Origin of the sequence: Micromonospora musae (assembly GCF_003626545.1) — a bacterium.
GTDB lineage: Bacteria > Actinomycetota > Actinomycetes > Mycobacteriales > Micromonosporaceae > Micromonospora > Micromonospora musae.
Map to the genome: position 1 here is coordinate 59,134 of NZ_RAZS01000014.1, position 20,708 is coordinate 79,841.

Below are 20,708 nucleotides of genomic sequence, written 5' to 3' on the forward strand. Positions count from 1 at the left end.
TCGTTCAGCGGAGCTCGTCGCCCTGGGCCGTGGCGTCCGCGTGCCGGGCGAGCAGCCGCGCCCGGATATCCTCCGGCGTGTACGCGCGGCGGCGCCGCTCGGCGCGGGCGATCACCACCCCGGTGGCCGCCACGCCGGCGAGACCGGCCAGCCCGAGCACCTTCCACCACCGCATCCGTCGCCGCATCGATCTAGGGTAGACGGTTATGAGCGTCAGCCTCGACGAGGCGGTGGAGCTGACCCGCACCGGTGACCTGTGGGTCTTCCGCGGCCGCAGCGTGCCGGACCGGGCCATCCAGCTCACCACCAACAGCCCGGTCAACCATGTCGGCATGGCGGTGGTGCTGGACGACATGCCGCCGCTGATGTGGCACGCGGAGCTGGGCAGGTCCCTGCCGGACCTGTGGTCCGGCGGTCACCAACGCGGTGTGCAGCTGCACGACCTGGCCGAGGCGGTGCGCGTCTGGGCCAACCGCTACGGGCAGCGCGCCTGGCTGCGCCAGCTCGACCCGCCGGCGGACGCCGAGATGGAGAACGCGGTGCTGCGTACGGTCGCCCGGCTCGACGGCACGCCGTTCCCGTCGACCGCGCAGCTGGCCTGGCGGTGGCTGCGTGGCCGGCTGCCGCAGCTGCCCCGGGCCGGCCGTGACCTGCTGCCGCGCGCCGATGGCGGCAGGACGCCCCGACCGGCGACGGTCCCCGACCGGGCGCTGGAGACGGCGTACTGCGCCGAGGTGGTGGCGGTGACCTACGAGGCGATGGGTCTGCTGCCGGCGGGTCGGCGTCCGAACTGGTACGACCCGGGCCGGTTCTGGAGCGGCGACGACCTCGGTCTCTCCGGGGCCGCCCGCCTCGGCGCCGAGATCGAGGTGCGGGTGCCGCCGCGCTGAGGTTTGACGGCAGCGGCGACGGGCAACTGCTTCCGCCGTGAGAGCCTCCACCGATCTCGGTACGCTGAGCGACTTCTTCGACCGGTACGGAGCGGCGCTGACCGCCGGCGACGTGCCGGCCCTCGCCGGCTGCTACCGGAATGCGGGCCAGTGCTCCGGCCTTCAGGCCGGGGGTGAAGGCCCGCGCTGGGAGGGCCGTCGGGCTCGAGCAGTGCCTTAAGTGGGACGGTTCTGCTGCTCGATGTACTGCTTCACGACGCTCAACGGTGCCCCGTCGACGGAGCCCGCAAAGTACGAACCCGACCAGAGCTTGTTTGCCCGGTAGTAGTGCCGCGCCAGGTCGGGGAACTCCTGTCGCAGCCGGCGTGAGGAGACGCCTTTGAGGCTGTTGACCAGCCGGGCCACGGCGACCTTGGGCGGGTAGTTGACGAGCAGGTGGACGTGGTTGTTTGCGCCGTTGAACTCGACCAGTTCGGCTTCGAAGTCTCGGCACACGTCCCGCAGGATCTCTTCCATGCGGGACAGGTGCCGGTCGGCGAACACTTTGTGCCGGAACTTCGTGACGAAAACCAAGTGAACGTGCATCGCGAAAACACAGTGTCTACCGGTACGGATATCGTCGATGTCAGTCATAGACCAACATGATACTGTGCTTATTGTGCAGCTCCGGTACCAGTTCCGCGTCTACCCGACGCACGGCCAGCAGATCGAGCTGGCCAGGGCGTTCGGGTGCGCGCGGGTGGTGTTCAACGATGGGCTGCGCCTGCGGCAGGAGGCCCGCGAGCAGGGCTTGCCGTACGTCTCGGACGCCGAGCTGTCGAAGCGGATCATCACGCAGGCCAAGGGCACGCCGGAGAGGGCGTGGCTGGGCGAGGTGTCCAGCGTGGTGTTGCAGCAGGCCCTCGCGGACCTGAACACCGCGTACCGTAACTTCTTCGCCTCGATCACGGGCAAGCGCAAGGGCCGTAAGGTGGCCCCGCCCCGGTTCCGGTCGCGTAAGGACAACCGGCAGGCCATCCGGTTCACCAAGAACAGCCGGTTCCGCGTGCTAGACAACGGCCGGCTCAGGTTGCCGAAGATCGGCGACCTGCAGGTGCGCTGGTTCGGATCTTTGCCGTCGGACCCGTCGAGTGTGGCGATCATCCGGGATGCGGCAGGCCGGTACTTCGCTTCGTTCGTCGTGCAGACTACGGAGGACGAGTCGTTGCCGCCGGTCGCCTTCGAGGTGGGCATCGACCTGGGTTTGACGCACTTCGCGGTCATGTCGGACGGCACGAAGGTCGCGGCACCGAAGTTCCTGCGCCGCGCGGCCCGCAAGCTCAAGCGGCTGCAACAGGACTTGTCCCGCAAGCAGCGCGGGAGTCAGAACCGTAAGAAGGCCGTGGTCAAGGTCGCGCGGGCGCACGCCCGGGTGGCCGACACCCGGCGGGACTGGCAGCACAAGCTGTCCACGACATTGATCCGCGAGAACCAAGCGATCTATGTCGAGGACCTGTGCGTCGTCGGTCTCGGCCGGACCCGGCTCGCCAAGTCTGTGCACGATGCGGGGTGGACCAGTTTCACCGGCATGCTGGAGTACAAGGCCGCCCGGTACGGGCGCGCCTTCGGCCGGGTGGACCGGTTCTTCCCGTCCACCCGCATGTGCTCGGTGTGTGGCCGGATCAACGAGAAGATGGCGCTCAACGTCCGAGCGTGGGACTGCCCTTGCGGAGCAGCCCACGACCGGGACGTGAACGCGGCCATCAATGTCAGGGCCGCTGGACAGGCGGACCTCAACGCCCGTGGAGCGCACGTAAGACCGGGACTCATCCCGGCGGCGCGCAACGAAGCGGGAACCCACCCGGACGCCGCGTGTTCCACGCGCAGCGTTGCGGGAATCTCCGTCCTTTAGGGCGGAGAGGATGTCAACTGCTGCGCGGCACCGACAGCGGCCCGCTCATCTGTACCGTCGTGCGCACCGGCTGACCGGAGCGCATCCGCCGTCCGGACGGTTGGTCGCTCGCACCGAGCTGCCGTTCCCCTCCCCTCTGAGGCTGACTACGCTGGCGGGTCGGTTCAGGGGAGGGGACACATGCCTGTGCGGCCTGCCGGCGCGCCGGAACCAGGGAACGCGCCCAAGCTGGTGGCATCGGTGCCGTGGGTCGTCGTGCTGCTCGGCGTGCTCACGTTGGCGGTCCTCCTGCTCGTCGCGTCCCTCTCCTTCCGGGTCCGTGAGCCGGAACCGGCCGCGGCCTCGGTGCCTCCGCTGGTGCCACCGGTCTCCCCGGCTGCGACAGCCCCCTCCGCCTCGGTCTCGCCCACGCCGAAGGCGAGCCGCTCCCGCAGCGACGTGCGTCCGTCCCGGAGTGAGCGTCCCCCGGCCACCGTCACGTCGCCGTCCCGAACTTCGTCCGCGCCGCGGTCGAACCAACCGGAGTCGGTCGACGGCGGGGCGTTGACCGCCACCTACCGGGTGCGGGACGCCGATCGCGACGACGTCGCCGCGGAGTTGGTGCTGCGCAACGGCACCGGCCGGGCCGAGCCGTGGCGGGTCGAGCTGACCTTCACCGGCCGGGTCCGGAACCTGCGGGTCGTCGGCGCGCCGGTCTGGGTGGTGCCCCGGGGTGACGGACGGTACGTGCTGCGTGGCGTCGGGCCGCTCGCGCAGGGGCGCAGCGTCGAGTTGGGCCTGCGGTTCAGCCGGGACGACCGCGACGACCAGCTCAGCGGTTGCAGGGTGAACGGCGGCGACTGCGCCCTCGACTGACCCGTTACGCTCCCCCGGGCGACCACCAGAGGGAGAGACATGTCCGGCACGGGTCAGGGCGCACGACACAGACATGGCAGGGCCGTGGCGTCCTCGCCCTGGATCGTGGTCTTCGCCGGGGTGGTGGTCATGGTGGTGCTGCTGGTCATAGTGCTCGGCACCTACCGGGGCCGTTCGGACGCGGAGGTGCCGCGGGGGCTGGAGGTCGGCGCGCCGATGCCGACGCCGCCCTGGCTCTCCGCGTCGCCGACCGGTTCGGCCTCTGCCGACTCGACCGGCGGCACGCGTTCGCCTTCGTCGTCGCCTTCGTCGTCGCCGACGCTCTCGTCGACCCCGTCCGCGCCGGCGTCCCCGCCGAGCCCGTCGTCGGTGCTCCCCGGCTCGCCGTCGGTTCCCGCGAGTCCGCGGGTCTCCACCGCGCCGCCGGCCCCGCCGGCGCCTCCGGCCCAGCCCGAGCTGACCGGCCGGTACCGGGTCACCAGCACCTTCAGCGGCGGCTTCATCGCCGAGGTGCAGGTCAGCAACGAGTCCGGGGCGGGTCAGGAGTGGCAGGTCCGGCTGGGCTTCTCCGGTGGTCGGGTGACCACCGCCTGGGTGGTGAACGCTCCACAGGGGAGATTGCGCGAGAACGACGACATCTACACGTACAGCGGCGGGGCGGATCTCGCGCCGGGCCAATCGGCGCGCCTCATGTTCCATGTGGAGCGGGCGGAGACCCGTCCCGCCGAGTGCGCCGTCAACGGCGTCACCTGCGGCGGTCTCTGATCCCGGTTGCCGGAAGGGGTCGGTGGCGTGCGCCGCCGGCCCCTTTCGCCGTTCTTACGCAAGGCTGCTGCCATGTTCCGGCGGTGCTTGCAAGGTCTTGCAATGCCTTTCAGTGGGGGCTAGCGTGCGGGCCAATCCACGACCAGAGGAAGGCCGTCGATGGAATCCCCGCCACCACCGCGCAGGGCCCTGCTCGCCCTCGTCGCCCTGCTCGCCCTCACCCTCGTCGGTACGCCCGTCGCTCTCCGCCAACTCGGGCCGACCCTCTCCGCCGGGGCGACCCGCGTCGACGAGACCGCCGCCGGCGCGGTGCAGTGGCGCGGCGAGCCCTCCGCCGAGGCCCTCCTCGCCGCCGGGGCCGACGACGCCCGCGCCGAGCAGTTCTACTTCGTGCTGCCGGACCGCTTCGCCAACGGCGACCCGCGCAACGACCAGGGCGGACTCGCGGGCGACCGGCTGCGCACCGGGTACGACCCGAAGGACAAGGGCTTCTACCACGGCGGTGACCTCAAGGGCGTGCTGCGGAAGCTCGACTACATCCAGGGGCTGGGCACCACGGCGATCTGGCTCGCCCCGGTCTTCAAGAACCGTCCGGTGCAGGGCAGCGGAGCCGACGTCTCGGCCGGCTACCACGGCTACTGGATCACCGACTTCACCCAGGTCGACCCGCACTTCGGCACCGACGAGGAGCTGAGGACGCTGGTCCGCCTCGCGCACCAGCGCGGCATCAAGATCTACCTCGACGTCATCGTCAACCACACCGCCGACGTGATCAAGTACGCGGAGGATCGGTACGCCTACGTCGACAAGGCGACCACCCCGTACGCCGACGCGCAGGGCCGCGCCTTCGAGGACCGCAACCACGCCGACGGCAGCCGCGACTTCCCCCCGGTCGACCAGAGCTCCTTCCCGTACACCCCGACCTTCGCCACCCCGGCGGACGCGGCGGTGAAGGTGCCGGCGTGGCTGAACGACGCCACCATGTACCACAACCGGGGTGACTCCACCTTCACCGGCGAGAACAGCGAGTACGGCGACTTCTTCGGCCTCGACGACCTCTGGACCGAGCGCCCCGAGGTGGTGCAGGGCCTCACGAAGGTCTACGGCGACTGGATCGGCAAGACCGGTGTGGACGGCTTCCGGCTCGACACCGTCAAGCACGTCAACCTGGACTTCTGGCCGCAGTTCAGCCAGGGCGTCGAGCGGGCCGCCGAGCGCGCCGGCAAGAAGGACTTCTTCATGTTCGGCGAGGTGTACAGCGCCGACCCGGAGATCACCTCCGAGTACGTGCGGCGCGGCGGCCTGCCGGCCACCCTCGACTTCGCCTTCCAGGAGGCGGCGCGCGGCTACACCGCCGGCGCCGGCTCCGCGAAGGCGCTCGCCGACGTGTACGCCCGCGACGACCTCTATGCCGCCCGGGACACCGACGCCAACCGGCTGACCACCTTCCTCGGCAACCACGACATGGGGCGGATCGGCTCGTTCATCGCCGCCGGTGGCACCGACCCCGCCACCCACCTGCGCCGCGACCAGCTCGCCCACCAGCTGATGTTCCTCACCCGCGGCCAACCGGTCGTCTACTCCGGCGACGAGCAGGGCTTCACCGGACCGGGCGGGGACAAGGACGCCCGCCAGGACATGTTCGCCTCGGCGACGGCCGACTACCTCGACGACGACCTGCTCGGCACCGACCGCACCCACGCCGACGACCAGTACGAGCCGAACCACCCGCTCTACCGCACCATCGCCGAGCTGGGCGCGCTGCGCCGCACGCACCCGGCCCTGCGCGACGGCGTCCAGGTCACCCGGTACGCGGCCGAAGGACCCGGCGTCCTCGCGTTCTCCCGGATCGCCCCGAGCGAGCGCATCGAGTACGTGGTGGCGGTGAACAACGCGGACACCGCGCAGACTGTCACCGTGGACACCTGGTCGGCCGGCACCACCTTCACCGGCGTCTACGGCGCCTCCGGCACGGCCACGGCGGGCGCGGACGGCAGGCTGACCGTGACCGTCCCGCCGCTCGCCGCGGTGGTGCACCGAGCCGGTATGCCGATCCCGCAGCCCGGCCGTGCGCCGTCGGTCACCATCACCACGCCCGCGCCGGACGAGGCGGTCGCCACCCGGGCCGCCGTCACCGCCCAGGTCACCGGCGACCCGCTGGCCACCGTCACGATCGCCGCCCGGGTGGGCGACGGAAAGTGGACGCTGCTCGGCACCGCCCGGCGGGCGCCGTACACCGTCCACCACGATCTGACCGGGCTGGCCGGTGGAACGCGGCTCGAGTACAAGGCGGTGGTCCGCGACGGGCGGGGCCGCACCGCCACGGCCCGGTCCACCGCCGCCGTGGGCACCCCGGCGCAGGACGCCTCGCGGGACTGGGCGGTGGTGCACTACCAGCGCCCCGCCGGCGGGTACGACGACTGGCGTCTCCACGCCTGGGGCGACATCGACCCGGCGTACGTCACCGAGTGGCCGCAGGGGCAGCCGTTCGCCGGCGAGGACTCCTACGGACGCTTCGCCTGGGTGAAGCTCAAGCCGGGCGCGAGGTCGGTCGGCTTCCTCGTGGTCGACGAGGACGGGAACAAGGACGTCGCCCAGGACCGGACCATCGACGTGACCCGGACCGGCGAGATCTGGGTCAAGCAGGGCGATCCGGCGATCTACCCGACGCGGCAGGCGGCCACCGGTGAACCCGATCCACCGGTGGAGGAGGGCACCGCGGTCATCCACTACCGGCGGGCCGACGGCAACTACGACGGCTGGGGGCTGCACCTCTGGGACGGCGCGGCGCACCCGACCGAGTGGTCCGACCCGATGGAGCCGACCGGCTTCGACGCCTTCGGCGCGCTCTTCCGGGTACCGCTCGCGGCCGGTGCGACCGGACTCAACTACATCCTCCACAAGGGAGACGAGAAGGACCTCCCCGACGACCAGCGGCTCGACCTCACCGGTGCCGGACGGGAGTTCTGGCTGCTCGCCGCCGTTCCGGGCCGGCTGCTGCCGCCGACCTCCACCGCCGGCGGCGGGGAGCTGGACGTCACCAAGCAGCGGGCGCACTGGATCGACAGGTCCACCGTCGCCTGGCAGACCGGGCCCACCGACGGCAAGCGGTACGCCCTGGTGGCCGCCCCGGCCGGCGGCGTGCGGGTGGTCGACGGCGAGCTGGTCGGGACGTACACGACGCTGCCACTCGACGCGCGGCGCAACGGGCTGACCGAGGCCCAGCGGGCGGCGTTCCCGCATTTGTGGGCGTACCGGAGCTTCGCCCTCGACCGCAAGGACCTGGCAAAGGTGCCGGCCGCGCTGCGCGGCCAGCTGCTGGTCACCGAGCGGGACGCCGAAGGGCGGCTGCTCTCGGCCACCGGCGTGCAGCTCCCCGGCGTGCTCGACGACGTGTACGCGCCGGCCACCGAGGCGCGCCTCGGTCCGACGTACGCCGGCCGGACACCGACCCTCTCGGTCTGGGCCCCGACCGCCCGGACGGTGGCGTTGCAGCTCTTCGAGACGCCCACGGCCCAGCCGCGAACGGTGGCGATGAAGCGGGACGACCGCACCGGCGTCTGGTCCGTGCGCGGCGCTCGGGAGTGGACCGGGGAGTTCTACCGCTACCAGGTGCAGGCCTGGCAGCCGGCGACCCAGCAGATGGTCACCGCCTCGGTCACCGACCCGTACTCGGTGGCGCTGGCGCCGGACTCCACGCACAGCCAGCTCGTGGACCTCGCCGATCCGGCGCTCGCCCCGCCCGGCTGGTCCGGGCTGCGCAAGCCGGCGGCCGTGCCGCCGAGCCGGGCGCAGATCTCCGAGCTGTCGGTGCGGGACTTCTCGGTGGCCGACCCGACCGTGCCGGCCGAGCGGCGGGGCACCTTCCTCGCCTTCACCGAACCGTCGAGCAGCGGAATGACGCACCTGCGGGCCCTCGGCGACGCCGGGGTGACCCACCTGCACCTGCTTCCGGCGTTCGACTTCGCCACCATCCCCGAGCGCCGCGCCGACCAGGCGCAGCCCCCCTGCGATTTGGCGGCGCTGCCACCGGACTCGGAGGAGCAGCAGCGCTGCGTCGCGGCGGTGGCCGGCTCCGACGGCTACAACTGGGGGTACGACCCGCTGCACTACACGGTCCCGGAGGGCGGCTACGCCGTCGACCCGGCCGGGGCGGCCCGGACCACCGAGTTCCGCCGGATGGTCGCCGGCGTCAACGGCGCGGGCCTGCGGCTGGTGCTGGACGTGGTCTACAACCACACCTCGGCCGCCGGCGTGGACCCGAGGTCGGTGCTCGACCAGATCGTGCCCGGCTACTACCACCGGTTGCTCGACGACGGCACGATCGCCACCTCCACCTGCTGCGCCAACACCGCCCCGGAGCACGCGATGATGGGCAAGCTGGTGGTGGACTCGGTGGTCACCTGGGCGAAGGCGTACAAGGTGGACGGCTTCCGCTTCGACCTGATGGGCCACCACCCGAAGGCGAACATCCTGGCCGTACGGGCGGCGCTGGACCGGCTGACCCCGGCCCGCGACGGGGTGGACGGCAAGTCGGTCCTGCTCTACGGCGAGGGATGGAACTTCGGCGAGGTCGCCGACGACGCCCGTTTCGTCCAGGCCACCCAGGCGAACATGGCCGGCACCGGGGTCGGCACCTTCAACGACCGGCTCCGGGACGCGGTGCGCGGCGGCGGCCCGTTCGACGCCAACCCACGGTCGCAGGGCTTCGCGTCCGGCCTCTTCACCGACCCCAACGGCGACCCGGTCAACGGCAGCGCGGAGGAGCAGCGCGCCCGGCTGCTGCACCAGCACGACCTGATCAAGGTGGGGCTGACAGGAAACCTGCGCGGCTACCGGTTCACCGACTCGGCGGGGGAGCGGGTCACCGGCGCCCAGGTCGACTACAACGGTGCGCCGGCCGGCTACACGGCGGCCCCCGGGGAGGCGGTCACCTACGTCGACGCGCACGACAACGAGATCCTGTACGACGCGCTGGCGTACAAGCTGCCGCAGGGCACCTCGGCCGCGGACCGGTCCCGGATGCAGGTGCTGGCGTTGAGCACCGTGGTGTTCAGCCAGGGCACCGGGTTCGTCACCGCGGGCTCCGAGCGGCTGCGCTCGAAGTCGCTGGACCGCAACTCGTACGACTCGGGTGACTGGTTCAACCAGATCCGCTGGGACTGCGCCCAGGGCAACGGGTTCGGTGCCGGCCTGCCGCCGGCGGCGGACAACCAGGACAAGTGGTCGTACGCCCGACCGCTCCTGGCCGATCCGGCGCTGGTGCCGGACTGCGCGGCGATCGGCGTCACCGACGCCCGCTACGCCGAGCTGCTCCGGATCCGAGCCTCGTCGCCGGTCTTCGGGCTCGCCACTGCGGAGCAGGTCCAGCGGCGGGTGGCGTTCCCGCTCTCCGGCGCCGCGGAGACGCCCGGCGTGCTCACCATGACGCTGGACGGCCGCGGGCTGGATCCGCATTGGTCGTCGGTGACCGTGGTCTTCAACAGCACCCCGCAGACCGCGACGCAACGGTTGCCGGGACTGCAGGGTGCGGACGTGTCACTGCACCCCGTGCTGCGCGCCTCGGCGGACCCGGCGCTGCGGACCGCATCGTTCGATCGGGCGAGCGGCACGTTCACCGTGCCGGCTCGCAGCGTGACGGTCTTCGTGCAGCGATAGGGCCTGTGTCGAAGTCCCTGGCCGGCCTGCGGCGGGCCCAGACGACGACCGGCGGCGTCGGGGATTCGTCCGGATACAACACCGGTATCCGAACGAATCCCCGCCTTGCCGGACCGCCGCCTGGACTCCGCCTCGGCTCGACCGACGACTTTGACACACGCCCTGGTTCGCACGGGTCGGCCCCCCGCCACCTCCGGTGGCAGGGGGCCGACCTTCTCCGTCGCTGTCTCGCTGTCGTGTTGCTCAGTCGAAGCAGTCTTCGACGGTGTTGGCGCAGTTGGTGGGGTCGTTGTCGGAGATGGTCGAGTCGTCGTCGAGCTTGACCTTTCCATCTTCGTTGAAGATGCCGCCGGCGATCCCCTTGTGGTGCTTGTCATCCTTGTCGTTGCCGTTGTCGGCCTTGTTCTTGGTGACCTTGGTGTTGGTCAGGGTCACCTTGCCTTCGTTGTTGTAGATGCCGCCGCCGTTCTTGCCGGCGAAGTTCTCCTTGATCTTGGTGTCGCGCAGGACCAGGGTGGCGCCGAGGTCCTTGTGGTCCTCGCCGTCCTCGTGGTCCTTGTCCTTCCACCAAGAGCCCTCCCAAGAGGTCGGGCCGGCCATGCTGGCGCCGTTCTGCCAGTCCTTGTTCTCCTTGTCCTCGAACGGCTTGCCGTTGAAGACGCCGCCACCGAAGCGGCCCGCGCTGTTCTCGAAGATCTCACTGTCGGTGACGGTGGCGGAGGCGCGGTTCTCCTCGTCCTTGTCCTTGCCGTTCCAGGAGTTGCGCTTCTTGTCGTCGCTGCTGACGTTGTAGATGCCGCCGCCGTCCTTGTGGGCCTTGTTCTTCTCGACGACGCTGTTCTTGACCGTCAGGACGGTGTCGACAGCGGCGATGCCACCACCGTTCTCGCCGGCGGTGTTGTTCTTGATGAACGTCCAGCGGACCTCGACGAAGCCGTCGTTGCTGGACAGGCCGCCGCCGTTCTTCTTGGCGGTGTTGCCCTCGATCAGGGTCTTCTCGATCGTGACGGTGCCGGCCTTGTCGTCCTTGCGGTCCTCGTCGTGCTTGTCCTTGCCGGACTCCTCGCCGTGCCAGCCGCCACTGGTGAGGTTCGTGCTGTCGTGCTCGTCCTTCTTCTTGTCGTGCTCGTCCTTCTTCTTGTCGCTGTGGCCGTTGGCGATACCGCCGCCGTCCTTGCCCGCGGTGTTGTTGCTGATGCGGGACTCGGGGCCCTTGCCGTCGCCGGAGCCCTTGACGTCGAGAACTCCGGCGTTGAAGATGGCGCCGCCGTCCTCTCCGGCGTGGTTGTTGTCGAAGGTGCTGCCCTCGGCCTTGACCCGGCCGAAGTTCGCGACAGCGCCGCCGTTGTTCTTGGCGCTGTTGAGGACGAACTTCGCGTTCACCAGGTGAGCCTCGCCGCCGCGTTCGACCAGCATTCCACCGCCGTCGCCCTCGTGCTCCTTGCGGTCCTCGTCGTGCTTGTCCTTGTCCTCGTCCTTCTTGTCCTTGCCCTCCCACTCCTTCTTGTCCTTGCCCTCCCACTCCTTCTTGTCCTTGCCGTCCCACTCCTTCTTGTCCTCGGCCGGCTTGGTGGACGTGGCGGCCGGAGCAGCAGCCTCGGCCGGAGCCGCAGCCTCGGCCGGAGCCGCAGCGGGAGCGGCGGGCGCCTTCACGGCCGCAGCGGGTGCCGCAGCCTCGACCGCGGCCGGAGCCGCAACCTCGGCCGGAGCCGCAGCGGGAGCGGGAGCGGCGGGCGCCTTGACGGCCGCAGCCGGAGCCGCAGCCTCGACCGCGGCCTCGACCGCAGCCGGAGCGGCAGCCTTGGCCGGTGCGGCGGCCGGTGCCGCGGCCTGGGCCGGAACGGCAGCCTTGGCCGGTGCGGCGGCCGGTGCCGCGGCCTCGACCGCAGCCGGAGCGGCAGCCTTGGCCGGTGCGGCAGCCTTGGCCGGAGCGGCCGCCGGAGCAGCCGCCGGAGCCGCGGCCTGGGCCGGAGCGGCAGCCTTGGCCGGAGCCGCGGCGGGAGCGGCCGGCGCGGCCGGAGCCCCACCCCAGCTCCCGGACTGGTCGCCGGGAACCCACTTCTTCGGCGGCTCCTTGTCCTTGTCGTGCTTGTCCTTGTCCTTGTCGTCCTTGCGGTCTTCGCCGGCGGCACCGTTGCGGACCGTGACGTCCTTCAGGGTCAGGTTGCCGCCGTCGGCGACCCGGAAGATCCGGAAGCCTTCCTCGGCTTCCCGCTTGATCGTCGAGCCGTTGCCCTCGATGGTGATGTCCTGCTTGATCGTCGGCAGGCCCGCCTCGGACTTCTTGTCGTTCTTGTCGAGTTCGTAGGTGCAGTCCTTGGCCAGCTTCAGCGTCCCGCCGTCGTCACGGTTGGCGAGGTCGAGGGCCTCGATGAGGTCATCGTCGTCGCACTTCACCTCCCGTACCTCGTCGCGGTCGTCCTTGTCCCTGCCCTTGTCGTCCTTGTCCTTGTCATCCTTGGCCTTGTCCTGGCCGTCGTCGCTCAGCTGGGACGTCGACCACTTGACGTCGGCCAGTCGGTGCGCGCCGGTCACCCCGGTGGTGGCGTACGCGACGCCGGTGAGGCCGACCGCTCCCGCGAGGCCCGCAACGCCTGTGACGAGCCAGAGCCGGCGCCGGCGGAACGGCGAGTTCTTCTCGCCGGTCGCGTCATCGTTCTTGCGAAGGTGGTTGGACATCGGAGCTCTCTGCCCTCTCCTTGTACCCAGACAAGGTCGCTTCGCCATGGCGAGGCGGCCTTCGCTACAAATCGGTTGTAGCTGCTGAATAAGACCGTATGGGAGAGTTGTTCACGATGCGGGCGAACCTGAGATAAGCCCACATTCGGTATGCACAGCGCGGACGACACCAGTCGGGACGTCCAAGCCCTGCTCGGCATGACTGGTGCTCGGAACGCGCCGGTAGCGAAAAGCTCCTGGATGCCGTCAGGGCGTGGCCGGTGGCGGAAAGCTCGTGGCGGATACCCCGGAGGGGCAAGGGTGATGGTCGGGCACGCTCGCCGCAGTGCCGGGCAGATGGCATCTCGCGGGTCGAGCGGACCGCCGGCCGGGCAGGTCCGGCGTGGAAGGGGCGGGATCAGGCCACTACGCCAACGGGCCCCACCGCCGGCGTCGTAACGACGAGATGCGTCGCAGACGTCGGCGGGGGGCCCGCTGTGGTCGTAGGTGCGGGGTCAGCTCGGCAGGCGCGGACCCGCCTCCCGCTGCTCGGCCAGCCAGGTCTCCACCTCGTCGGCCGCCCGGGGCAGGCCCGCCGACAGGTTCACCGCGCCGGACGCCGTGACCAGTACGTCGTCCTCGATGCGGATGCCGATGCCGCGCAGCTCCTCGGGGACCAGCTCGTCCTCGGGCTGGAAGTAGAGCCCCGGCTCCACGGTGAGCACGTAGCCCTCGTCGAGCGTGCCCTCGCGGTACTTCTCCTTCGAGGCGTTGGAGCAGTCGTGCACGTCGATGCCGAGCATGTGCCCGAAGCCGTGCAGCGTCCAGCGCCGGTAGACCGTCGAGTTCTCGTCCATCGCCTCGTCCACGCTCACCGGCAGCAGGCCCAGGTCGGCCAGGCCCTCGGCGAGCACCCGCATGCAGGTCCGGTGGACCTCGCGGAACTCCACCCCCGGCTTGATGAAGTCGATGCCGGCCTGCTGCGAGGCGTGGACGATGTCGTAGACCTGGCGCTGCAGCGCCGTGAACCGGCCGTTGACCGGGAGCACCCGGGTGACGTCGGCGGTGTAGAGGTTGCGGTTCTCCACGCCCATGTCCATCAGCAGCAGGTCACCCGGGCGGGTGGTGCCGTGGTTGTGCACCCAGTGCAGTGTCGTGGCGTGCTCCCCGGCGCCGACGATCGAGCCGTAGCCGACGTCGTTGCCGTCGTGCCGGGCGCGCAGCGCGAAGACACCCTCCAGCAGCCGCTCGGAGACCCCCCGGTCGGCCGGGAGCACCCGCGCGACGTCCTCGAAGCCCCGTACGGTGGCGTCGATCGCCTCCTGGAGCTGGGCGATCTCCCACTCGTCCTTGACCAGCTTCAGCTCGGAGATCGCGATCGCCAGCTCGCGGTCGCGGGCCGGCTGACCGTCGGCGCGCGGGCCGTCGTAGGGGCGCACGGCCGCGTCGACGCGGGGGTCGAAGCCGCGCAGCACCCGGGTACGCCGGGGCGCCAGGTCGGCGAGGGTCACCTCGAGCTCGGCGAGGTCGGCGGTCGGCAGACCCAGCTCGGTCGACTTCTCCGCCAGCGTCGGCCGGCGGCCCACCCACAGCTCACCGTGACGGCTGCGGAAGAACTCGTCGTTCTGCCGGGACGAGCGGGGGCGCATGTACAGCGTCGCGTCGTGCCCCGAGCCGTTCGGCCGCATCACCAGCACACTGTCCGGTTCGAGATCGCCGGTCAGGTAGGCGAAGTCGCTGCCCGGGCGGAACGGGTAGGCCGTGTCGTTGGCGCGTACCTTCTCGTTCCCGGTGGGGACCACCAGGGTCTCGCCGGGGAAGGCCGCGGAGAGGGCGGCTCGGCGCGCGGCGTGGTTGGCCGACGCCGGGAGGGCGGAGACCGCCAGCTCGCTGTCCCGCCAGCCCTGCCGCATGAAGGACAGAAACGCCTCAGGGAAGGCCGGATCGTGTGATTCGGTACCGTCCGTCGGCTTACCGGCGGCGCGCTCCTCGGTCATGCTGCGGTTCCTCTCGCGTCGATGCTGGTGCCGACGGTACCTGCGCGTCGGGGCCCTCGTGAACCCGCGGGCAGGGGCGCCCGCCCGGGCCGTCGCGGCGCCCGGCCGCGGCCGTCCGGATCGCCGGACGGCCGCGACGGCCGTTCGCCGCGCGTGAAAAGATGGCGACCATGTGCGGACTCCTGGCCTTCTTCAGCGCGCGCGGTGACGCCGGCGCGCACCGCGACCACATTGCCGGCGCGTTGGAGTGCCTGCACCACCGCGGCCCCGACGAGACAGGGGTCGAGCTGGTGGGCGACGCGTCCGGCCGGTACGCCGACGCGGTCTTCGCGCACAAGCGCCTGGCGATCATCGATGTGGCGTCCAGCCACGAGCCGCTGCCATACGCGAACGGCCGCTACCTGCTGACCTTCAACGGTGAGATCTACAACTACATCGAGCTCCGCGAGGAGCTGGTGCGGGACTTCGGGGCGCAGTTCGCCACGGCCGGTGACGGCGAGGTGATCGTGGCCGGCTACCACTACTGGGGCGAGCAGGTGCTCACCCGGCTGCGCGGCATGTTCGCCTTCGTCATCTGGGACCGGCAGGAGCGCAAGGCGTTCGGCGGTCGCGACTACTTCGGGATCAAGCCGCTGCACTTCCTGGAGACGGCGGACGGGCTCTACCTCGCCTCGGAGAAGAAGGCGCTGCTGCCCTTCGCGCACTCGAACTACGAGGGCGACGCGGGCGTCGACGCGGCCAACCTCAGCCACTACCTGACCCTCCAGTACGTTCCCGAGCCCGGGACGCTGCACAAGGGGATCCACCGGGTCGGGTCGGGGGAGTACCTCACCTGGACCCCGGGTGGCCGGATCGAGGTGCGCCGCTGGTACCGGCCGGTGTTCCGGCCCGCCCCGGTGCCCGACGAGCAGAAGCTCTTCCACGAGATCCGGGAGACGCTGCGGGAGAGCGTCCGGATGCACATGCGCTCGGACGTGCCGGTCGGCTCGTTCCTCTCCAGCGGCATCGACTCCACGGCGGTCGTGGCGCTGGCCCGGGAGTTCAACCCGAACATCCTCACCTTCACGGTCGGCTACGACGTGCCCGGGTACTCGGAGATCGACGTCGCCCAGGAGTCGGCGCGGCACCTCGACGTCACGACGATCCCGACCAAGATCGGGCCGCAGGACATGATCGAGGCGCTGCCGAAGATCGTCTGGCACCTCGACGACCCGGTCGCCGATCCGGCCCTGGTACCGCTCTACTTCGTGGCGAAGAAGGCCGCCGAGCACGTCACCGTGGTGCTCTCCGGTGAGGGCGCGGACGAGTTCTTCGGCGGTTACACGATCTACCGGGAGCCGCTCTCGCTCAGCTCGGTCAACGGCCTGCCGGGCGGGGTGCAGAAGGGGCTGCGGGCGGTCTCCAAGGCCATCCCGCAGGGGGTGAAGGGTAAGAGCTTCCTCGAGCGCGGCACCACTCCGCTGGAGGAGCGTTACTACGGCAACGCCCGGATGTTCACCGAGGAGGAGAAGCAGCATCTGCTGCGCCGGTACGACCCCTCGGTGCGCTACACCGACGTCACCGCGCCGATCTACGCCGAGAGCACCGAGCTCGACGACGTCACCCGGATGCAGTACATCGACCTCTACACCTGGCTGCGCGGCGACATCCTGGTGAAGGCCGACCGGATCTCGATGGCGCACTCGCTCGAGGTGCGGGTGCCCTTCCTCGACCGTGCGGTCTTCGACGTGGCGGCGAAGATCCCGGTGGACCTGAAGCTGCCGCCGCGCTCCGACGCCACGAAGTACGCGATGCGCCAGGCGTTGCAGGGCGTGGTGCCGCCGGCGATCGTCAACCGGAAGAAGCTGGGCTTCCCGACCCCGACGCGGGTCTGGCTGCGCGGCGAGATGTACGAGTGGGCGCGGCACGTGCTCTCCACCTCGGGCGCCGGTGACCTGCTCGACCTGTCGTACGCGCTGCGGCTGCTCGACGAGCACAAGCGGGAGGTGGCGGACCACTCCCGCAAGGTGTGGACCGTGTTGATCTTCTGCATCTGGCACGCCATCTTCGTGGCGAAGACCCTCGACCCGGGCATCCAGCGCAACCAGTCTGCGCTGCTCACGAAGCCCGTGGTCGGTTCGATGGTGCGCTGACCGGCCGCGTTCACCAGGACAGTCGAGAGGTTCGGGTCCCTGCGGACTCGAACCTCTCGACCGTCCACGGTCGGATCACGCCGGTCAGAGCAGCTTCTCCAGGGTGATCGGCAGCTCGTACATGCGGCGACCGGTCGCGTGGTGGACGGCGTTGGCTATGGCGGCGGCGGCGCCCACCACGCCGATCTCGCCGACTCCCTTGATCCCGATCGGGTTCACCACGTCGTCGTGCTGCTCGATGGTGTCCACCACCACGTCCGGCGCGTCGGCGTTCACCGGCACCAGGTAGTCGGCGAGGCTGGAGTTGGCCCAGCGCCCGAGCCGCGGGTCCATCCGGGTGGCCTCGAGCAGCGCCTGCCCCAGCCCCCAGAGCATCCCGCCCATGAGCTGGCTGTGCGCCAGCTTGCGGTTGAGCACCCGCCCCGGTGCGAAGACACCGACCATCCGTCGGACGCGGACCACACCCAGCTCCGCGTCCACCACCACCTCGGCCATCTGCGCCCCGAAGGTGTGGATGCCGTACCCGGCGTCCTGCGGGGGCGGGTTCCAGGTGCCGAGCACCTCCACGTCCGGGGTCATCGTGCGGTGCAGCAGGTCGGCGTAGGTCTCGCCGACGTCGGGGCGGTCGGAGAGCACCATCTTGCCGTCGCGCACCTGCACTCTGGCCGGATCCGCGCCGTGCAGCGGAGAGTGGTCGTCGGCGACCGCGCGGCGGATCAGCTGGTCGCGCAGCTCGCAGACCGTCACGTGGACGGCGGAGCCGACCGCGCTGGTGCCGGCCGAGCCCACGGCGGCGGTGATGTTCGGCAGGTCGCTGCTGCCGCCCACGAACCGCACCCGCTCGGGCGGGAGGCCCAGCGCGTCCGCGGCGACCTGGGTCATCGCGGTGAAGACTCCGGTGCCGAACTCCGAGACGCCCGCCTCGACCACGGCCGTGCCGTCGTTGTAGAGCCGGGCCTTGGCGCGCTGCGGGTTGACCGGCTGGGTCACCGGGTAGAGCGCGCTGGCCATGCCCGTGCCGACCAGCCACTGCCCCTCCCGCCGGGACCTGGGCTGCGGGTCCCGGTCGTGCCATCCGAAGAGCTCGGCCGCCCGCTGGTAGCACTCCCGTAGCCCGCTGCTGGACCACGGGTTCCCGCTCGACGGGTCGGTGTCGGAGACGTTGCGCATCCGCAGCTCCAGCGGGTCGACTCCGACCCGTTCCGCCAGTTCGTCCATCGCGCACTCGAGCGCGAACATGCCGCTCGCCTCGCCGGGCGCGCGCATGAAGGTGGGGGTGATGGTGTTGCCCCGGACGAGGTGGTAGACGCCCTCGTAGTTCGGGTTGGTGTACGCCACCGCCGCGCTCTGCAACGACGGCTCGGCCCAGTCGTCGAAGCGCGAGGTCAGCGAGTACTTGTGGTGCCGCAGCGCGCTGATCCGCCCGTCGGCTGCCGCGCCGATGGTGATCTGCTGCTCCTGCTCCTCGCGGTGCCCGCAGGAGGTGAACATCTGCTCCCGGGTGAGCGCCAGCCGGACCGGGCGGCCCACGTGCCGGGCGGCGAGCGCCGCGAGGGTCGGGTGGTGCCAGACCATCGCCTTCGAGCCGAAGCTGCCGCCCACGGCGTGGCTGACCACCCGGATCGAGATCGGTGGCAGGCCGAGCAGTTCGGCGACGGTGAGCTGGACGGAGTTCGGCCCCTGGGTGGAGTCGTAGATGGTCAGCCGGTCGACGTCGTCCCAGACCGCGGTGCTCGCCGACGGCTCGATCGGGTTGTGGTGGTTGGGCGCGAAGCGGTAGGTCGCCTGCACGCACACCTCCGCCGCGGCGAGCGCCTTCGCGACGTCGCCGCGGGAGTTCTGCCCCGGCAGCAGGCCGCCGAAGATCCGTTCCGGCACGTACGCCCGGTCGCGGTCCTGGTCGAGCAGGGTGGTCGCCGGTGTGGTCTCGTACTCGACCCGGATCAGCGTGGCGGCGTGGTCGGCGCGTTCGATGGTGTCGGCGACCACGACGGCGATCGGTTGGCCGCCGTAGTGGATGCTCTCGTCCTGCATCGGGAAGAAGCTCTGCCCGGGTGCCGCCAACCCCGCGAGGGAGGGGAGCAGGCGCGGCACGGTGGCGACCCGGCCCATGTTGCGGTGGGTGAGCACGGCCAGCACGCCCGCCGCCCGCTCCGCCTCGCTGGTGTCGATCGCGCTGATCCGGCCGCTGGCGATCTTCGAGTTCACCACCACGGCGTGCGTCAGGTTGGTCACCTGGACCTCGGCCGAGTACCGCGACTCGCCGCGTACCTTGAAGCGGCCGTCCACCCGGTTGAGGGTGGCGCCGATAGCCGGGCTCATGCCGATCCCTCCCGCTGCGTCATCTCCGTCAGGGCGCGCACGATGGTGCGCTTGGCAAGCTCGATCTTGAAGGCGTTCATTCCGTGCGGCACCGCCGTCGCCAGCTCCGCCTCGGCCGCGCGCGTGAAGGAGTCGGTGGTGGCCGGCGCACCGTCGAGCGCCGCTTCGGCGGCGCGTGCCCGCCACGGCTTGGTGGCCACCCCGCCCAGGGCGAGCCGGATCTCCGTGATCCGGCCGTCGACGACCGACATGGCGACCGCGACCGCCGCGAGCGCGAACTCGTACGACTCCCGGTCGCGGATCTTGATGTACCGGGAGTGGGCCGCGACGGGCAGCGGTGGCAGGTCGATGCCGGTCACCAGCTCGCCGTGGCTGAGGGGGTGTTCCCGCTCCGGGGTCTTGCCCGGCAGCAGGTAGAAGTCGTCGATCGGGATGCTGCGCTGCCCGGCCGGACTCTCGGTCTGCACCACCGCGTCGAGCGCCATCAGGGCGACTCCGAGGTCGGACGGGTGGGTGGCGATGCAGCACTCGCTGGTGCCGAGCACCGCGTGGCCCCGGTTGACCCCTTCCATGGCGCTGCACCCGGTGCCGGGGGAGCGTTTGTTGCAGGCCACCTCGGTGTCCCGGAAGTAGGTGCAGCGGGTCCGTTGCATGAGGTTGCCGGCGACGCTCGCCATGTGGCGTAGCTGCGGTGAGGCGCCCAGCACCAGTGACTCGCTCACCATCGGGTAGCGCCGGCGCACCGTGGGGTGCTCGGCCACGTCGCTCATCCGGGCCAGCCCGCCGAGTCGCAGGCCGCCGCCGGGTAGCTCCTCGACCTGCTTCAGCGGCAGGTCGTTGATGTCGACGAGGCGGCGGGGCTGCTCGACGTAGATGCGGAGCAGGTCGACCTGGTTGGTGCCGCCGGCCAGGAAGGCGCTCGTGGGGTCGGCGGCGACGGTGCCGATGGCGGTTCGGACGTCCGAGACGCGGGAGTAGCTAATGGGCCGCACGATCGCCTCCCTGCTCGTCCCGGACCCGCCGGATCGCGGCCCGGATGTGCGGGTACGCGGCGCAGCGGCAGAGGTTGCCGCTCATCCACTCCTTGATCTCGTCGTCGTCGCCGGCGTGCCCCTCGGTGAGCAGCGCGACGGCGGACATGATCTGGCCGGGGGTGCAGTAGCCGCACTGGAAGGCGTCCAGGTCCAGGAACGCCTCCTGCATCGGGTGCAGCGCGTCGCCGTCGGCCAACCCCTCGATGGTGGTGATCTCGCGGTTCTCGCAGCTGATCGCGAGCGTCAGGCAGGCCAGGACCCGGCGCCGGTCCACCCAGACGGTGCAGGCTCCGCACGCGCCCTGATTGCAGCCCTTCTTGGTGCCGTGCAGGTCGAGCCGGTCCCGGAGCGCGTCGAGCAGGCTGACCCGGGGCTCGATCGACATCCTCCGGTTCTCTCCGTTGACCCGCAGGCGGACCTCGACCTCGTCCGGGCCCCGGACCACCGCGCTGTCCGGGGTCGGCGTGGTCTGGACAGCCTGTTGAGACTTCACCAACTCGCACCCC

Annotated in this window: 13 protein-coding genes; 6 read left to right on the plus strand and 7 right to left on the minus strand. The window is 70.9% G+C overall.

Going from position 1 to position 20,708, the window contains the following annotated elements; genetic code table 11:
- Window positions 1–4: 4 nt before the first annotated feature.
- The gene (locus D7147_RS28835; protein WP_120683280.1) at window positions 5–187 is read right to left on the minus strand and encodes a hypothetical protein; all 183 of its coding nucleotides are present in this window, start codon (window positions 185–187) and stop codon (window positions 5–7) included.
- A gap of 19 nt (window positions 188–206) precedes the next feature.
- On the opposite strand from D7147_RS28835, the gene D7147_RS28840 reads away from it, so the two are divergent.
- Window positions 207–890, plus strand: a complete 684-nt coding sequence (locus D7147_RS28840; protein WP_120683282.1) for a hypothetical protein — start codon at window positions 207–209, stop codon at window positions 888–890.
- Between the two features lie 216 nt (window positions 891–1,106).
- Here D7147_RS28840 and tnpA read toward each other — a convergent pair whose 3' ends face one another.
- Window positions 1,107–1,523: an IS200/IS605 family transposase gene (gene tnpA, locus D7147_RS28850; RefSeq protein WP_120683286.1), complete on the minus strand. Its 417-nt coding sequence runs from the start codon at window positions 1,521–1,523 to the stop codon at window positions 1,107–1,109.
- Between the two features lie 25 nt (window positions 1,524–1,548).
- Here tnpA and D7147_RS28855 point away from each other — a divergent pair, with 25 nt between their 5' ends.
- From D7147_RS28855 to pulA, 4 genes are all read left to right on the plus strand, one after another.
- The gene (locus D7147_RS28855; RefSeq protein ID WP_120683466.1) at window positions 1,549–2,781 is read left to right on the plus strand and encodes an RNA-guided endonuclease InsQ/TnpB family protein; all 1,233 of its coding nucleotides are present in this window, start codon (window positions 1,549–1,551) and stop codon (window positions 2,779–2,781) included.
- A 180-nt stretch (window positions 2,782–2,961) separates the two neighbouring features.
- A complete protein-coding gene (locus tag D7147_RS28860; RefSeq protein WP_147434598.1) occupies window positions 2,962–3,636 on the plus strand; it encodes a hypothetical protein in 675 nt (224 codons plus the stop codon).
- An 84-nt stretch (window positions 3,637–3,720) separates the two neighbouring features.
- On the plus strand, window positions 3,721–4,401 hold the full coding sequence (locus tag D7147_RS32220) for a cellulose binding domain-containing protein (RefSeq protein WP_147434597.1): 681 nt from the start codon (window positions 3,721–3,723) through the stop codon (window positions 4,399–4,401).
- A gap of 159 nt (window positions 4,402–4,560) precedes the next feature.
- Window positions 4,561–10,059: a pullulanase-type alpha-1,6-glucosidase gene (pulA, locus tag D7147_RS28875; RefSeq protein ID WP_120683294.1), complete on the plus strand. Its 5,499-nt coding sequence runs from the start codon at window positions 4,561–4,563 to the stop codon at window positions 10,057–10,059.
- A gap of 243 nt (window positions 10,060–10,302) precedes the next feature.
- Here pulA and D7147_RS28880 read toward each other — a convergent pair whose 3' ends face one another.
- Window positions 10,303–12,786 carry a hypothetical protein gene (locus D7147_RS28880; protein ID WP_147437463.1) on the minus strand — a complete coding sequence of 828 codons (2,484 nt, stop codon included), beginning with the start codon at window positions 12,784–12,786 and terminating at the stop codon, window positions 10,303–10,305.
- A 446-nt stretch (window positions 12,787–13,232) separates the two neighbouring features.
- The gene (locus tag D7147_RS28885; protein ID WP_120683298.1) at window positions 13,233–14,714 is read right to left on the minus strand and encodes an aminopeptidase P family protein; all 1,482 of its coding nucleotides are present in this window, start codon (window positions 14,712–14,714) and stop codon (window positions 13,233–13,235) included.
- Between the two features lie 170 nt (window positions 14,715–14,884).
- Here D7147_RS28885 and asnB point away from each other — a divergent pair, with 170 nt between their 5' ends.
- Window positions 14,885–16,846, plus strand: a complete 1,962-nt coding sequence (asnB, locus tag D7147_RS28890) for an asparagine synthase (glutamine-hydrolyzing) (protein ID WP_120683468.1) — start codon at window positions 14,885–14,887, stop codon at window positions 16,844–16,846.
- A gap of 84 nt (window positions 16,847–16,930) precedes the next feature.
- On the opposite strand, the gene D7147_RS28895 is transcribed toward asnB, so the two are convergent.
- From D7147_RS28895 to D7147_RS28905, 3 genes are read right to left on the minus strand one after another with little or no spacing between them, the layout of a single operon-like run.
- Window positions 16,931–19,168: a xanthine dehydrogenase family protein molybdopterin-binding subunit gene (locus D7147_RS28895; RefSeq protein WP_120683300.1), complete on the minus strand. Its 2,238-nt coding sequence runs from the start codon at window positions 19,166–19,168 to the stop codon at window positions 16,931–16,933.
- On the minus strand, window positions 19,165–20,160 hold the full coding sequence (locus D7147_RS28900) for an FAD binding domain-containing protein (RefSeq protein ID WP_120683302.1): 996 nt from the start codon (window positions 20,158–20,160) through the stop codon (window positions 19,165–19,167). Before D7147_RS28900 ends, D7147_RS28895 begins: the two co-directional genes overlap by 4 nt.
- Entirely contained in the window at window positions 20,147–20,587 is a 441-nt protein-coding gene (locus D7147_RS28905; protein WP_233563561.1) for a (2Fe-2S)-binding protein, read from the minus strand. The genes D7147_RS28900 and D7147_RS28905 overlap by 14 nt, the downstream gene beginning before the upstream one ends.
- Window positions 20,588–20,708 lie beyond the last annotated feature (121 nt).